Source organism: Streptomyces sp. NBC_00820 (assembly GCF_036347055.1).
In the GTDB taxonomy this organism is placed as follows: Bacteria; Actinomycetota; Actinomycetes; order Streptomycetales; family Streptomycetaceae; genus Streptomyces.
This window is the reverse complement of sequence record NZ_CP108882.1, coordinates 5281581-5295686: the sequence shown is the minus strand read 5'-3', so window position 1 is coordinate 5295686 and position 14106 is coordinate 5281581. Positions and strand designations below refer to the sequence as shown.

The 14106-nt window shown below is 72.0% G+C and carries 13 protein-coding genes; 7 read left to right on the top strand and 6 right to left on the bottom strand.

What is annotated here, in order from left to right; all coding sequences use genetic code 11:
• Positions 1–209 precede the first annotated feature (209 nt).
• Together OIB37_RS24090 and OIB37_RS24085 are read left to right on the top strand one after the other, a co-directional pair.
• Positions 210–2990 carry a DEAD/DEAH box helicase gene (locus OIB37_RS24090; protein ID WP_330461952.1) on the top strand — a complete coding sequence of 927 codons (2781 nt, stop codon included), beginning with the start codon at positions 210–212 and terminating at the stop codon, positions 2988–2990.
• A 229-nt stretch (positions 2991–3219) separates the two neighbouring features.
• Positions 3220–4098 carry an alpha/beta fold hydrolase gene (locus tag OIB37_RS24085; RefSeq protein ID WP_330459683.1) on the top strand — a complete coding sequence of 293 codons (879 nt, stop codon included), beginning with the start codon at positions 3220–3222 and terminating at the stop codon, positions 4096–4098.
• A gap of 31 nt (positions 4099–4129) precedes the next feature.
• Here the strand turns inward: OIB37_RS24085 and OIB37_RS24080 are convergent, their stop codons facing one another.
• Positions 4130–5035 carry an NYN domain-containing protein gene (locus tag OIB37_RS24080; RefSeq protein WP_330461951.1) on the bottom strand — a complete coding sequence of 302 codons (906 nt, stop codon included), beginning with the start codon at positions 5033–5035 and terminating at the stop codon, positions 4130–4132.
• A 200-nt stretch (positions 5036–5235) separates the two neighbouring features.
• On the opposite strand from OIB37_RS24080, the gene OIB37_RS24075 reads away from it, so the two are divergent.
• Entirely contained in the window at positions 5236–5388 is a 153-nt protein-coding gene (locus OIB37_RS24075) for a hypothetical protein (RefSeq protein ID WP_330459682.1), read from the top strand.
• 91 nt (positions 5389–5479) lie between these two features.
• Here the strand turns inward: OIB37_RS24075 and OIB37_RS24070 are convergent, their stop codons facing one another.
• From OIB37_RS24070 to OIB37_RS24055, 4 genes are all read right to left on the bottom strand, one after another.
• The gene (locus tag OIB37_RS24070; RefSeq protein ID WP_330459681.1) at positions 5480–6085 is read right to left on the bottom strand and encodes a MarC family protein; all 606 of its coding nucleotides are present in this window, start codon (positions 6083–6085) and stop codon (positions 5480–5482) included.
• Between the two features lie 170 nt (positions 6086–6255).
• Positions 6256–7113: a PHP domain-containing protein gene (locus OIB37_RS24065; protein WP_330459680.1), complete on the bottom strand. Its 858-nt coding sequence runs from the start codon at positions 7111–7113 to the stop codon at positions 6256–6258.
• Between the two features lie 358 nt (positions 7114–7471).
• Entirely contained in the window at positions 7472–8113 is a 642-nt protein-coding gene (locus OIB37_RS24060; protein WP_330459679.1) for a DUF6758 family protein, read from the bottom strand.
• A gap of 284 nt (positions 8114–8397) precedes the next feature.
• Positions 8398–9006 carry a suppressor of fused domain protein gene (locus OIB37_RS24055; protein WP_330459678.1) on the bottom strand — a complete coding sequence of 203 codons (609 nt, stop codon included), beginning with the start codon at positions 9004–9006 and terminating at the stop codon, positions 8398–8400.
• A gap of 459 nt (positions 9007–9465) precedes the next feature.
• Here OIB37_RS24055 and OIB37_RS24050 point away from each other — a divergent pair, with 459 nt between their 5' ends.
• Both OIB37_RS24050 and OIB37_RS24045 read left to right on the top strand, forming a co-directional pair.
• Positions 9466–10596, top strand: coding sequence for a magnesium and cobalt transport protein CorA (locus OIB37_RS24050; protein WP_330459677.1), 1131 nt, complete (start codon positions 9466–9468; stop codon positions 10594–10596).
• A gap of 22 nt (positions 10597–10618) precedes the next feature.
• Positions 10619–11158, top strand: coding sequence for a hypothetical protein (locus tag OIB37_RS24045; RefSeq protein ID WP_330459676.1), 540 nt, complete (start codon positions 10619–10621; stop codon positions 11156–11158).
• Between the two features lie 123 nt (positions 11159–11281).
• On the opposite strand, the gene OIB37_RS24040 is transcribed toward OIB37_RS24045, so the two are convergent.
• On the bottom strand, positions 11282–12019 hold the full coding sequence (locus tag OIB37_RS24040; protein WP_330459675.1) for a hypothetical protein: 738 nt from the start codon (positions 12017–12019) through the stop codon (positions 11282–11284).
• Positions 12020–12210: 191 nt separating this feature from the next.
• Here OIB37_RS24040 and OIB37_RS24035 point away from each other — a divergent pair, with 191 nt between their 5' ends.
• Positions 12211–13524: a magnesium transporter MgtE N-terminal domain-containing protein gene (locus tag OIB37_RS24035; protein WP_330459674.1), complete on the top strand. Its 1314-nt coding sequence runs from the start codon at positions 12211–12213 to the stop codon at positions 13522–13524.
• The gene (locus tag OIB37_RS24030) at positions 13514–14092 is read left to right on the top strand and encodes a DUF1003 domain-containing protein (protein ID WP_330459673.1); all 579 of its coding nucleotides are present in this window, start codon (positions 13514–13516) and stop codon (positions 14090–14092) included. The genes OIB37_RS24035 and OIB37_RS24030 overlap by 11 nt, the downstream gene beginning before the upstream one ends.
• Positions 14093–14106 lie beyond the last annotated feature (14 nt).

Below are 14106 nucleotides of genomic sequence, written 5' to 3'. Positions count from 1 at the left end.
TCCCGTGTCATACGGCTTGCCCGAGTGGTCCGGCCGTACGACGGCCGACGTCCCCGGCATGGTCAGACATGGCCCCCGCGCTCGCCTCGCGCCGCGCACACAGAAGAGGCATGACCCTGACTACGACGTTTCGTGAACTCGGAATCCTTCCCGAGACCGCCGAGGCCCTGGAGGCCGTCGGCATCATCAACCCCTTCCCCATCCAGGAGATGACACTCCCCGTCGCCCTTTCGGGCTCGGACGTCATCGGCCAGGCCAAGACCGGCACGGGCAAGACGCTGGGCTTCGGCCTGCCGATCCTGGAGCGCGTCACCGTCGCCGCCGACGTGGAGGCCGGGCGCGCCGCCCCCGAGGCTCTCACCAGCGCCCCGCAGGCGCTCGTCGTCGTACCCACGCGCGAGCTGTGCCAGCAGGTCACGAACGACCTGCTGACGGCCGGCAAGGTCCGTAACGTGCGCGTGGCGGCGATCTACGGCGGCCGCGCCTACGAGCCCCAGGTCGAGATGCTCAACAAGGGCGTCGACGTGATCGTCGGCACCCCGGGCCGCCTGCTGGACCTCGCGGGCCAGAAGAAGCTGGACCTCAGCCACGTCAAGTGCCTGGTCCTCGACGAGGCCGACGAGATGCTCGACCTGGGCTTCCTGCCCGACGTCGAGAAGATCATCGGCATGCTGCCGGCCAAGCGCCAGACCATGCTGTTCTCGGCCACCATGCCGGGCGCGGTCATCGGCCTCGCGCGCCGCTACATGAACCGGCCCACGCACATCCGCGCCACGTCGCCGGACGACTCGGGCGCGACGGTCGCCAACACCAAGCAGTTCGTCTACCGCGCGCACAACATGGACAAGCCGGAGATGGTCGCCCGCATCCTGCAGGCCGACGGCCGCGGGCTGGCGATGGTCTTCTGCCGCACCAAGCGCACGGCCGCCGACATCGCCGAGCAGCTCCAGCGCCGCGGCTTCGCCTCCGGCGCGGTCCACGGCGACCTCGGCCAGGGCGCCCGCGAGCAGGCGCTGCGCGCCTTCCGCAACGGCAAGGTCGACGTCCTCGTCTGCACCGACGTCGCCGCGCGCGGCATCGATGTCGAGGGCGTCACCCACGTCATCAACTACCAGACCCCCGAGGACGAGAAGACGTTCCTGCACCGCGTCGGCCGTACGGGCCGCGCGGGCGCCAAGGGTACGGCGATCACGTTCGTCGACTGGGACGACATCCCGCGCTGGCAGCTCATCAACAAGGCGCTGGAGCTGGGCTTCGCCGAGCCGGTGGAGACGTACTCGAGCTCCCCGCACCTGTTCTCCGACCTGTCGATCCCCGCGGGCACCAAGGGCATACTGCCGCGCTCGGAGCGGACCCGCGCCGGGCTCGAGGCCGAGGCGCTGGAGGACCTGGGCGAGACCGGTGGCCGCGGTGCGCGCGGCGGTCGCAACGGCCGCGGTGGCCCCGCGGAGGCCGCGCCGGCCGAGCGCGAGCGTCCGGACCGCACCCCGCGCCGTCGCCGCCGCACCCGTAACGGCAGCACGGAGGAGGGTTCCCCCGTCGAGACCTCCGCCGCCGCGACCGCCACGACCGCCACGACTGCTACGACTGCTACGACCGTCTCGGCGCCGGCCGCCGAGACCGGCACCGTCGACGAGTCCCGGGCGACCCGCACCCCGCGCCGCCGTCGCCGCATGCGCGCCGGAGCCTCGGAGACGGTGAACACCGCCGCCGCGACCACGGCCTCGGCCCCCGAGGCCGCCGTGGCCAAGGCGCAGCGGCCGGCCGCCGTGGAGACCCCGGAGCAGCCGCGCCGTCGTCGCGCCCGCAAGGCGGCGCAGTCCGCCGAGGCCAGGCCGGCGCAGACGTTCCGGGCCCCGGTGTTCACCGCGCCGAGGTTCCAGACCCCGGAGCGCGCCGCGGCCGAGGCCGCCGCCGCCGCACTCGCGGCCGCCGAGGCCACGAAGGCCGCGGAGGCCACGAAGGCCAGTGAGGCTGCCGAGGCCAAGTCGCGCCGCACCCGCAACACGGTCGAGCCGGCCGCGCCGGCCGCCGAAGCGGCAGTCGCGCCGGTCGAGACCGCGCAGGAGGTCGCCCCGGCGACCAAGCCGCGCCGCACCCGCAAGGCCGCCGCCACCACGGTGGAGACGGCCGAGACGGCCGAGACGGTCGAGACGGAGACCGAGGTCAAGCCGCGTCGCACGCGGAAGGCCGCTGCCACCGCCGAGGCCGCCGTGGACACGGTCGAGGGCACGGAGACCAAGCCGCGCCGCACCCGCAAGACGGCCGCCGCCGCCACGACCGAGGCCCCCGTGGCCGAGGCCGAGGTCAAGCCGCGTCGCACGCGGAAGGCCGCTGTCGCCGCCGAAGCCGCCGTCGACACCGCCGAGGGCACGGAAGCCAAGCCGCGCCGCACCCGCAAGGCCGCCGCCACCACGGTGGAGACGGTCGAGACGGAGACCGAGGCCAAGCCGCGCCGCACCCGCAAGACGGCCGCCACCACGGTGGAGGCCCCCGAGGCCGAGGCCGAGGTCAAGCCGCGCCGCACGCGGAAGACGGCCGCCACCACGGTGGAGGCCCCCGAGGCCGAGGCCGAGGTCAAGCCGCGCCGCACGCGGAAGGCCGCTGTCACCGCCGAAGCCGCCGTCGACACCGCCGAGGGCACGGAAGCCAAGCCGCGCCGCACCCGCAAGGCCGCCGCCACCACGGTGGAGGCCCCTGAGGCCGAGACCGAGGTCAAGCCGCGCCGTACCCGCAAGGCCGCCACCACCACGGTGGAGACGGTCGACGGGGCGGAGGCTGCCGCGCCGAAGGCACGACGGACCCGCAAGGCCGTTGCCACGGCCGCCGCTCCGGAGATTCCGGCGCAGGCGACCGCGGAGCCTGAGGTCAAGCCGCGCCGTACCCGCAAGGCCGCGGCCGCCACGACCGAGGCCCCCGAGGCCGAGGCCAAGCCCAAGGCCCGGCGCACGCGCAAGGCGGCGGCTGCCGCCGAGGCCACCGAGGCCTGATCCGCGCCTGCCCGCGACAGCGGGCGGCCGCGCATCGCCCGGCCGACGGCCCGGTCCCCTGACGGGGGCCGGGCCGTCGGCGTAGTACAGGGACGGCGTAGTACGGGGACGGCGCAGCACGGGGCGGCAGCGCGCACGGGGCGGCAGCGCAGTGTGGGCAGGTCCGGCTCAGTACGGGCCAGGTCCGGCGGCCCGCGCCGGCCCGTACGCCGCCCGCTAACCTCTCCCCATGAGCAGCCCTGCCACCTTCACCCCGCCGCCCGGTGCCCGCGCCTACTCCTTGCGGACGGCACGCGGGGAGTTCGCCGTCGTCGACGCACCCGTGGCCGACGGGGTGGTGCCCCGGGGTGTCGCGCTGCTGGTGCCGGGGTTCACGGGGAGCAAGGAGGACTTCAATCCGCTGCACGTGCCGTTGGCCGAGCGCGGGTACCGGACCGTGGCCGTGGACGGACGCGGGCAGTACGAGTCCGACGGTCCGGCCGAGGACGAATCGGCTTACGCCCAGCAGGAGTTGGCGCGGGACGTCCTGGCCCAGGTGGCGGCGCTCGGTGAGCCCGTGCATCTGCTGGGGCACTCGCTCGGCGGGCAGATCGCGCGCGCGGCCGCACTCCTGGACCACACGCCCTTCCGCTCGCTGACGTTGATGGCGTCCGGACCCGCCCACATCGCGCCCTCCCAGCAGGAGCGCGTGAAGCTGCTGCGGGACGCGCTCGCCGTGATGACGATGGCGGAAGTGTGGGAGGCGATGCGGGCGATGGACGCGCCCGAGGAGGCGGCCGCCGTGGAACTGGGCGACGGCCTCGACAACCGGGAGGACCTGCGCCGCCGCTGGCTGGGCACCAAGCCCGCCCAACTCATCTCCACCGGACGGCAGTTGTGTGCCGAACCGGACCGCGTCGCCGAACTGGCCGCCGTACCGCTGCCGTTCCATGTCCTGTCGGGCGCGCTGGACGACACCTGGCCGCTGCCCCTGCTCGACGAGATGGCCGCACGGCTGCGGGCCCGCCGGACGGTCGTCGAGGGTGCCGAACACTCCCCCAACACCGACCGCCCCGCCGAGACGGCCCGCGCGCTCGCGGACTTCTGGGACGAGACGGCCGAGGACTGACCCCGCCCGGAACCGGCGCGCTCCGGCCTCGTCAGTACTGCGTCTGCAGATGCTCCCAGAACCCGTCCCGCAGGGCGCGACGCAGATCGGCCTGGCCGCGCAGGGAGTACTGGAGCAGCCCCTCGGCCTCGACGAGGAGGTCCTGGTCGACGGATCCGGGAAGGTACGGGTGGCCGGGGAGGAGCTCGCTCAGTGAGTCGCGGCCCCGGGCGGCCAGCCACTTCGCCGCGATCTGGGCGCCGACGAAGCGGACGGCCTCGCGGGTGGGCCGGTTGCCCGCGGTCGCGTCGTAGGTGGCGGCGGTGCGCCGGGAGACGTACGGCTTGAAGAACTCCAGGTCGAAGGTGCGCTGGCTGTCGACCTCCCAGAGCAGCGGCTCGGCCTGGTTGCGGCCCTCGGGCGCCTCGATGCCCCACAGGTGGACACGGGCGCCGTAGCCCTGGGCCGCCTCGACCGCCGACACCAGGTCCTCGTCGCCGCCGAGGAGCGCCGCGTCGCTGATGGCGCGGTGGCGGGCAAGGGACTCCAGATCCGTGCGGATGAGGGAGTCGACGCCCTTCTGCTGGTTGTTGGCGTTGAGGTTGCCGAGCCGCACCTTGACGTCCGGCAGCTCGGCGATCGTCTGCTGCTCGGCGGTGTGGATACGGCGGCGGGCGCCGTCGTACCAGTAGACGCGCAGCAGACGGCTGTCCGCGAAGATCGAGCGGGCCTTGTCGATGAGCGCGTCGATCAGGCCCTCGGCGTCGAGGTCGAAGGCGCGGCGGTCCTCCGTCCCGGCGACGAGCCGGCCGGCGGCCGCGTACAGGTATCCCGCGTCGACGAAGATCGCGTGGGTGGAGGGGGTCTTCGCCACTTCGGCGAGCATGCGCAGGAGCAGCTCGTTGGTGTGGTCGATGCGGGCGCCCAAGGCCGCCAGGTCGTCGTTCATCGTCTCCATTGTCCCGGCGGTCACGCTGCGAACACAACTGGTCCCGGTCCGTCCAGCGGACGCCGCTTACCAGTCAGTAATTAGTCCTTCGAAAAATTTCCTTAGCGTAGGGAATGTTTGACACATGCAAGCCGTTGAACAGGTACGAGACACCACGTCTCACACCAGTAGTTCTCCGCAGGAGGATGACCAGACGAAGGGAGAAGCCCATGCGCTTCGAAATCATGCGACTCGACGAGGTCGACGGCTCCACCGTGGACAGCACCGTCGTAGACGCCGCCTCCGTCAATCGGATCGTTCAGCAGGCCGCCGCCATCGGGCAGCGCTTGTGGATCCGCCCGGCCGGGACCACGGCTTCGTAACACGCGCGGATCACCGCAGAAGCTTCAGAGCCCCTGTACGGCAGCTGCCGTACAGGGGCTCTGCGCGTACGGGGGCTGCCGTACGAGCGGTTCAGGAAGCCTTGACCACCTGCACGACACCGCTGATGATCTGCTGCACCGCGATGGCGGACAGCATCATGCCCGCGAGCCGCGTCACGAGGACCACGCCGCCGTCCTTGATGACCCGGATGATCAGCAGCGAGTAGCGCATGGTCACCCACAGCACGATGTGGACCGCGACGATCGCGGACCACACCGACACCTGCGTGGCGACACTGTCGGCCTTCTGCACGGCCAGGATGACGGACACGATGGCACCGGGGCCCGCCAGCAGCGGCATGCCCAGGGGCACGAGGGCGACGTTCACGTCCTTGGTCTGCTTCGGCTCGTCCGTCTTGCCGGTGAGCAGGTCGAGCGCGATCAGCAGGAGCAGCAGTCCACCCGAGATCATCAGCGCGGGGATGGACACGTGCAGGTAGTCGAGGATCTGGTGGCCGAGGAGGCCGAAGACGGCGATCACGCCGCCCGCGACGCAGACGGCCTGGAAGGCCATCCGCTTCTGCACCTTCGCCGGCCGTCCGGCGGTCAGGGCGAGGAAGATCGGGGTGATCCCAGGGGGATCCATGATGACGAAAAGGGTCAGGAACAGGGAGCCGAAGACGGCGACGTCGAACATGGTGAGCCTTGCATGATGGAGCCACCGCCGCGGACACGGGCCTGAGCACGGGCACGGCGGACAGTGCGGATGAGAGAAACAGAGACGAGCGAGACGAGAGAAGAACAGCGGGAGGGGAGCAGCGGGAGGGGACCGGACGGGCGAACCCGTCGCGGCGGCCGGCCCGAGCCTCAGATTCCGCCGGTGCCGGGGACCGGGAACGCGCCGGTGGCCCGTCGGATGATCTCCCCGTAGACGTCGGGGTCGGTCGTGCATTCGCCGAGCGAGACGGTCTTGCGGCTGCCGTGGTAGTCCGAGGACCCCGTGACCAGCAGCCCCAGCTCCTTCGCGAGAGCGCGCAGTCGGGCCCGGGCGTCGGCGTCGTGGTCCAGGTGGTCGACCTCGATGCCGTCCAGGCCGGCCGCGGCCAGCTCGGCGATCGTGGACTCCGGGACGGTGCGCCCGCGCTTGGTGGCGGCCGGGTGCGCGAAGACGGCCACCCCGCCCGCGTTCTTGACCAGCCGGATCGCCTCGAAGGGGTCGGTCTCGTGCTTCTCCACGAAGGCCCGGCCGCCGTCGGCCAGCCACTCCTTCGTAAAGGCGTCACTCACCGTCGGTACGACACCCAGCTCGACCAGCGCGGAGGCGACGTGCGGCCGCCCCACGGACCCGCCGGCGGCGATCCGCTCGACCTGTTCCCAGGTGACGGGCACGCCCAGCGCGTTCAGCTTGCCGACCATGGCTCGCGCGCGCGGCACCCGGTCGTCCCGGACCAGCTCACGCTCCGCGAGCAGCGCGGGTTCCTCGGGGTCGAAGAGGTAGGCCAGCAGGTGCATGGACACGCCGTCGACCCGACAGGACAGTTCGGCCCCGGGCACCAGCGTGAGCCCCTCGGGCAGCGCGGCGATCGCCTCGGCATGACCCCGGGTGGTGTCGTGATCGGTCAGCGCGACGACGTCCAGTCCGGCAGCGGCGGCGTTGCGCACCAGCTCGGCGGGGGTGTCCGTACCGTCGGAGGCCGTGGAGTGGCAGTGCAGGTCGATGCGCACGACGCGTACTCCAGGCGGTGACGGGAGAGGGGTGGACGCTCCAGCATAACGGCAGAGAAGCCTGACCTGTCACACCCGAACGCCCAAAGCACCCCCTACAACCCACACCCCCAAAGCACCCTCACCCCCACCCACCCAGGGGCGCGAGGAACTGCGCGCCCAGCCCCAGCCAACCCGCACCTCCAAGACACCCTCGACCCCACCCACCCAAGGGGCGCGGGGAACTGCGCGCCCAGCCCCAGCCAACCCGCACCTCCAAGACACCCTCGACCCCACCCACCCAAGGGGCGCGGGGAACTGCGCGCCCAGCCCCCACCAACCCGCACCCGGCAACCGGCCGACGCCCCACACCCCCGCCCTACGGCTGAAGCAAGCGCGGCGACAACGCCCCGCACGGCACCAGATCGATCTCCGCCCCCGCGTCCCGCAGATCCGTCAGCACCAGCTCGTCGTACATCAGCAGCCCCGACTGTTCGGGCCACGTCACCGCCCACAGCCACATCCCGAGCGCCTCACCGGCGAAGACCGCGCGGTCGCCCGAGGTTCCGGAGACGTGCCACAGCGGGGTCGGCCGGCCGGCGGCCAGAACCTTGGCCTGGGGTGGTTTCTCGACGTTCAGGTACGGCCCCGGGTCCGGGCCGTCGATGCCCGCGTACCGCGCACCGAGGCCGACGCCCAGCTCCTCGGCGACCAGGATCAGCTCGCCAGGACCGCCGAGCGGGCCGGGGCCGGAGCAGGCGACGGCGGTCGCACGGCCTCCGCCCCGGTCGTCCCCGGCGTAGGTCACGCCCGTGAACAGCCATCCGACCGGCAGCGGCCACGGCATCCACACCGGGACCTGGGTGCGCTGCACGACGACGGTCAGGGCCTCGACGCTGGGCGGGATCACGGGCTGCAGCGGATACACCGCCCCGTGCGCATCACACTGCCACGAATCGGCGAAAAGGCCGGGAGCCCGGACCCGGCCACCACACTTCGGGCAACTGGGTTCGCCCCTCATAGGGCTCCACGGTCCTACCCCTGCCGCGCCACGTCAAGGACGATCACCCGTCCGGACGGAACGGACACCCGTCCCGCACCGCCAGAAACCAGATGCACCTTGCATCAATCAGTGCCTGCTCGCGGCCGACGCGCTGGCGCCCGGGCACGGCGGCCACGCCGCGGCGATCGCCCGCACGACCCTGTCCGGCGCGCTCGTCGACGGCGGCACCGGCGCACGCCGACGAGGACGGCGTCACCACCTCCGCCAACTGGCCACCTACAAGCGGTCCTTGGTGAACTTGATCACTCGGGGGCGGTGTCCAGCGGGACGGACCCACGGGCGGGGTCCCTCAGGTCCGTGCCGTTCGCGAGCCAGCGCTCCTGGAGGGCCTGCGCACCGTGCACCCGCTTCCAGGCGGCCTCGTTCGGGGTCATCGGCAGCAGCGGCAGGAACCGCACGGGGTCCATCGGGTCGTCGAGTTCCAGGTCCTCGACGAGTCCGCCGGGCTCGCCCACCAGGACCGAGGTGAAGGGGGCGCCGGGCCACAGCGGCTCACCCACGTCCAGGGAAGCGCCGGGCGCCACCACCACACCCTCCACCTGCGGGGACGCGGCGAGCACCGCGAGCGGGCGGAGCACCTTGTCGGTGTCGGCACGGCCGGCGCGGACGGAGAGGACCAGCTCGGCGCGGGGGCCTTCGACGGGGTCGGCGAGCATCGCCGTGGGGTCCGCCATGGGCTGCGCGGACATCCCGAGCGTGGCGTAACGGACCACGGCTCCCTCCGGGTCGCTGCCCTGGAAGCGGAGCACCTCGATGCGGTCCGTGCCGAGGAAGGTGACCGCGGCGCGCGCGTCCGGCTCGCCCAGCGCGGTGTTCAACCGTGCCTCGACCAGAGGGAGAACATCAACCATGCGGCGAGCATAGAACTCGTCAGTGACAGGCAAAGCGGCACCTTGACACTTCGGGCTGCTGCTACGCTGAGCCGGTGGTTCGGGGCAGCACGCCGAAGCGATGCTATCGAGTCCCGACGCCGATGAGACTCCCTTACGAGGGACCGGCCGGAGGAGGTGGGGCTGTCATGGATCGAAGTCGACCGTGCAGTACCACTCGCTCTTCCGGTTGCTGAATCTGGTTCCTGGCCGGCTGCCGCCTTCACCTTCGCGTCGTCGTTCGGAAGAGCACTTCTTTTCGCTTTGCCTGATCTGTCTGATCTGAATCAGTTCTGCATCAGCAGCGAAGTCGCCACCGCGACGGTGCGGTGCTCCCCGCTTTGTGGACGTGCCAAACATCTGTGGTCAGGACGTCCCCATTCCGGGTAGTTCCAACCGTCGCCGCGTCACTTCGCTGCCCGCCCGCGAAGGAGCCTGCCCATGTCGATGATCCGCGACCTGCGCGCCGTGGTCCGCCCGTCGTCCCGCCCGTCCCTGCGCAAGGAGACGAGCACTCCGCAGCCGTACGACACCACGCGCGACCCCGCGACGCCCTCCGCCGTCGTCGACTGCGCCGTCTACCGCGACGGCACGCGCCTGGAGACCGGCAAGCCGCTGACCCCGCAGGAGGCGATGCGTCTGGTGCGCCGCGACGGCGGGTTCGTGTGGATGGGGCTGCACGAGCCGACGGAGGAGGAATTCGCCGACATCGCGGGCGAGTTCGGACTGCACCCGCTGGCCGTCGAGGACGCGGTGCAGGCCCACCAGCGGCCGAAGCTGGAGCGGTACGACGACTCGCTCTTCACCGTCTTCAAGACCATCCACTACGTCGAGCACGACCGGCTCACCGCCACCAGCGAGGTCGTCGAGACGGGTGAGGTCATGTGCTTCACCGGCCGGGACTTCTTCATCACCGTCAGGCACGGCGGCCAGGGTTCGCTGCGGGCGCTGCGCCACCGGCTGGAGGCCGACCCCGAGCTGCTCGACAAAGGCCCCTCGGCGGTGCTGCACGCCATCGCCGACCATGTCGTGGACGGCTACATCGCGGTGGCCGACGCCGTGCAGGACGACATCGACGAGGTGGAGATCGAGGTCTTCTCCCCCGGCCGCAAGGGCGGCGTCTCGCGCGGTGTGGACTCGGCGCGGATCTACCAGCTCAAGCGAGAGGTACTGGAGTTCAAGCGCGCGGTGGCCCCGCTGCTGCGGCCGATGCAGCTGCTCAGCGAGCGGCCGATGCGGCTGATCGACCCGGACATCCAGAAGTACTTCCGCGACGTCGCCGACCACCTCGCCCGAGTGCAGGAGCAGGTCGTGGGCTTCGACGAACTCCTCAACTCCATCCTCCAGGCCAACCTCGCCCAGGCGTCCGTCGCCCAGAACGAGGACATGCGGAAGATCACCGCGTGGGCCGCGATCATCGCCGTACCGACGATGGTGTGCGGCGTGTACGGCATGAACTTCAAGTACATGCCGGAGCTGCACTGGAAGTACGGCTACCCGGTGATCATGGGCGTCACGGCCGTGCTGTGTCTCGGCATCCACCGCACGCTGAAGCGCAACGGCTGGCTGTGAGCGGGCTCGATAGGCTGGGTGCATGACTAGCGAGCTGCTCGGACAGGCCCTTTTCGACGGGGCGCTCATCGAGGAGGCCTCCAAGAAGTCCGGCCTCGTCTGGGTCCGGGGGGCCTCGGCTCCCGCGGCGCGCCCGCTGTGGCACGTGTGGCACGAGGGCGCGGTCTGCCTGGTCGGCGACGGGCCCGGCGAGCAGCCGCTGCCCGGCCTCACCGACGGCGGCTCGGCCGAGGTGACCGTGCGCGGCAAGGACAAGGGCGGCCGGCTGGTGACCTGGCAGGCGACCGTGTCCGAACCGGCCCCCGGCTCCCCGGAGTGGGAGGCGGCGGTGGCCGAGCTGAAGGGCAAGCGGCTGAACGCCCCCGACAGCGAGGAGATGCCGGCCCGCTGGGCCCGCGAGTGCAGGGTGCTCCGCCTGACCCCGACGGGTTCCGTGGCACCGCCGCCCACGGGCAGCCTGGCCGAACGCCCGCTGCCGACTCCGGCGACCACCCGCGAGCCGGTACCGGCGGCCCTGCCGCGCCTCCTGACGAAGCGTCGGAAGCGGAAGCAGCCGAAGTAGCGGAAGCGGCAGAAGCGGGGGCAGGGGCAGGAGCCGAAACAGGGGCAGGAGCCGAAGCGGCACCGACGCGGCGCCGGGTCGGGGCCGGGAAAGGTACGGCCTGATCGGCGGGCGTCCGCGGGTTCAGGACCCCGGCAGCTGCCGGCCGTAGTCCACCGTTTCCGACTTCGCCGGCTCGGCGGCCGGGAAGTCCTTGCCCCAGTCGGAGAAGGTGAGCGTGCCGGCGCTGCCCGCGCGGACGAGGCGGAGGGGGTAGGGGGTGCCGTCGAGGGAGACGTCGAGGGTGCCGCCGGAGCCGTTGTCGCCGGTGATGCGGATCGTGCGGGTGCCCGCCTGGTCGTGGTGGCCGGCGGCGGCCAGCTTGCCGTGCAGGGTGAGCAGCCCGCCGAGGAGGACGTCCTTGTCCGTGAAACCGCTGAACTTCCTGTACGCGGGGTCGCCCTGCGGCACCTTCACGTACTTGTCGTCCAGCTTGCCGGCCGCCGACGTGTCCCCGCTGTGGTGCCAGAAGTCGGCGTCGGCCTTCAGGTAGAGCTGCTTGCCGACGCGCAGCAGCCGGAAGGTCCCTCCCTTGGAGGTGACCGAGCCGGTGCCCCCGCCGCTCTTCAGCCGCATGTCCAGCGTGTAGGTGAGCCCGCTGGTGACGACGGTCCCGGACAGCCGTACCGCGCGCGCGGTATCCGCGGCGGCCCGCGTCTTCGCCTGGATCCTGTCGGGGGGCAGCTTGCCCACCCCGTTCGTCCCCGCGTCCGGATCGTCACCGCCGCACCCCGTCAGCAGCGCCGCCCCCGCCACGGCCAGCGCGCAGATCGTGGCCACCAGCGTGGTCCGGCGAGTACGGCCGTGGTCAATCGCGATCACAGGCGGGGCTGCCTCTCTGAGGGTTCCGAAAGCGGCGTACGGCAGCGTACAAGGGCGCCGCACGCCCGGCCGAGCCAGTCCGTCCGGACCGCCCACCAGGGCGCCTCCGATCAGTACGGGCTAGCCTGAAGCGCACGCGAGAGGGCAAATCCGAGCAGTTCCCACGATCCCCACGCAAAGGAAGCACCGTCATGGCAGCCGGCGCCCCCCGGATCTTCGTCTCGCACCTCGCCGGGGTCCCCGTCTTCGATCCGACCGGCGACCAGGTGGGCCGCGTACGCGACGTGGTCGTCATGCTGCGCGTCGGGCGCAAGCCCCCGCGCGTCCTCGGGCTGGTCGTCGAGCTGTCGAACCGGCGCCGCATCTTCCTGCCCATGACCCGGGTCACCGGCATCGACTCCGGCCAGGTCATCTCCACCGGCGTGCTCAACGTGCGCCGCTTCGAGCAGCGGCCCACCGAGCGGCTGGTCTTCGGGGAGCTGCTGGACCGGCGCGTGCAGCTGGTGGACACCGGCGAGGAGGTCACCGTCCTGGACCTGTCCGTCCAGCAGCTGCCCGCCCGCCGGGACTGGGAGGTCGACCGCGTGTTCGTGCGCAAGGGGAAGAAGGCCGGGGCCTTCCGGCGAGCCAAGGGCGAGACGCTGACCGTGGAGTGGTCGGCCGTCACCGGGTTCTCCCTGGAGGAGCACGGGCAGGGCGCCGAAAGCCTGCTGGCCACCTTCGAGCAGCTGCGCCCCGCCGACCTGGCCAACGTCCTGCACCATCTGTCCGCCAAGCGCCGCGCCGAGGTCGCCGCCGCCCTGGACGACGACCGCCTCGCCGACGTCCTGGAGGAACTGCCCGAGGACGACCAGATCGAGATCCTCGGCAAGCTGAAGGAGGAGCGCGCGGCGGACGTCCTGGAGGCCATGGACCCGGACGACGCGGCCGACCTGCTCTCCGAACTGCCGGAGGAGGACAAGGAGCGGCTGCTGAGCCTGATGCAGCCCGACGACGCGGCGGAGATGCGGCGCCTGATGTCGTACGAGGAGCACACCGCGGGCGGTCTGATGACCACCGAGCCGATCGTGCTGCGCCCGGACGCCACCGTCGCCGACGCGCTCGCCCGGGTCCGCAACCAGGACCTCACCCCGGCGCTCGCCGCCCAGGTCTACGTCTGCCGGCCGCCGGACGAGACCCCGACCGGCAAGTACCTGGGCACCGTCCACTTCCAGCGGCTGCTGCGCGACCCCCCGTACACCCTGGTCAGCGCCCTCCTCGACGACGACCTCCAGGCCCTCGACCCCGACGACGCCCTGCCCGTCATCGCCGGGTTCTTCGCCACGTACGACATGGTCGCCGCCCCCGTGGTGGACGAGTCCGGCTCGCTGCTGGGCGCGGTCACCGTGGACGACGTACTGGACCACATGCTGCCCGACGACTGGCGGGAGACGGAGTTCCACCTGGACGAGGACGACGGAACCGGCCTCGTGGCGGACCGGAAGGCTGACGGCCATGGCTCCTGAGCGCGACGGCATCCGCGAGAGCGGCCGCGAGCGCACCCCGACGGGCGCCACGGCGGCCGGCCGGCCGCGCGCCCGGCTGGACCAGCCGCGCCCGCCCCGCCGCCGGATCGTGCCCGAGTGGGACCCGGAGGCCTTCGGCCGCCTGTCGGAGAAGATCGCCCGGTTCCTCGGCACCGGCCGCTTCATCGTGTGGATGACGGTCGTCATCATCCTGTGGGTGGTGTGGAACATCGCCGCGCCGACGGCGGTCCGCTTCGACCAGTACCCGTTCATCTTCCTGACCCTGATGCTGTCCCTGCAGGCCTCCTACGCGGCCCCGCTGATCCTGCTCGCGCAGAACAGGCAGGACGACCGCGACCGCGTCAACCTGGAGCAGGACCGCAAGCAGAACGAGCGGTCCATCGCCGACACCGAGTACCTGACCCGCGAGATCGCCGCGCTGCGCATGGGCCTGGGCGAGGTGGCCACCCGCGACTGGATGCGAGCCGAGCTCCAAGATCTCCTGCGGGAGATCGAGGAGCACCGGACTTCGGTGGTACAGAGAGACGGTTCTCGACGGCGGCTCTGAGCGCCGTAACATCG

Coding starts and splice junctions, on each gene's coding strand:
- OIB37_RS24090 (WP_330461952.1), top strand. CDS start 210: ATGACACTCCCCGTCGCCCTTTCGGGCTCGGACGTCATCGGCCAGGCC.
- OIB37_RS24085 (WP_330459683.1), top strand. CDS start 3,220: ATGAGCAGCCCTGCCACCTTCACCCCGCCGCCCGGTGCCCGCGCCTAC.
- OIB37_RS24080 (WP_330461951.1), bottom strand. CDS start 5,035: ATGGAGACGATGAACGACGACCTGGCGGCCTTGGGCGCCCGCATCGAC.
- OIB37_RS24075 (WP_330459682.1), top strand. CDS start 5,236: ATGCGCTTCGAAATCATGCGACTCGACGAGGTCGACGGCTCCACCGTG.
- OIB37_RS24070 (WP_330459681.1), bottom strand. CDS start 6,085: ATGTTCGACGTCGCCGTCTTCGGCTCCCTGTTCCTGACCCTTTTCGTC.
- OIB37_RS24060 (WP_330459679.1), bottom strand. CDS start 8,113: ATGAGGGGCGAACCCAGTTGCCCGAAGTGTGGTGGCCGGGTCCGGGCT.
- OIB37_RS24055 (WP_330459678.1), bottom strand. CDS start 9,006: ATGGTTGATGTTCTCCCTCTGGTCGAGGCACGGTTGAACACCGCGCTG.
- OIB37_RS24050 (WP_330459677.1), top strand. CDS start 9,466: ATGTCGATGATCCGCGACCTGCGCGCCGTGGTCCGCCCGTCGTCCCGC.
- OIB37_RS24045 (WP_330459676.1), top strand. CDS start 10,619: ATGACTAGCGAGCTGCTCGGACAGGCCCTTTTCGACGGGGCGCTCATC.
- OIB37_RS24035 (WP_330459674.1), top strand. CDS start 12,211: ATGGCAGCCGGCGCCCCCCGGATCTTCGTCTCGCACCTCGCCGGGGTC.
- OIB37_RS24030 (WP_330459673.1), top strand. CDS start 13,514: ATGGCTCCTGAGCGCGACGGCATCCGCGAGAGCGGCCGCGAGCGCACC.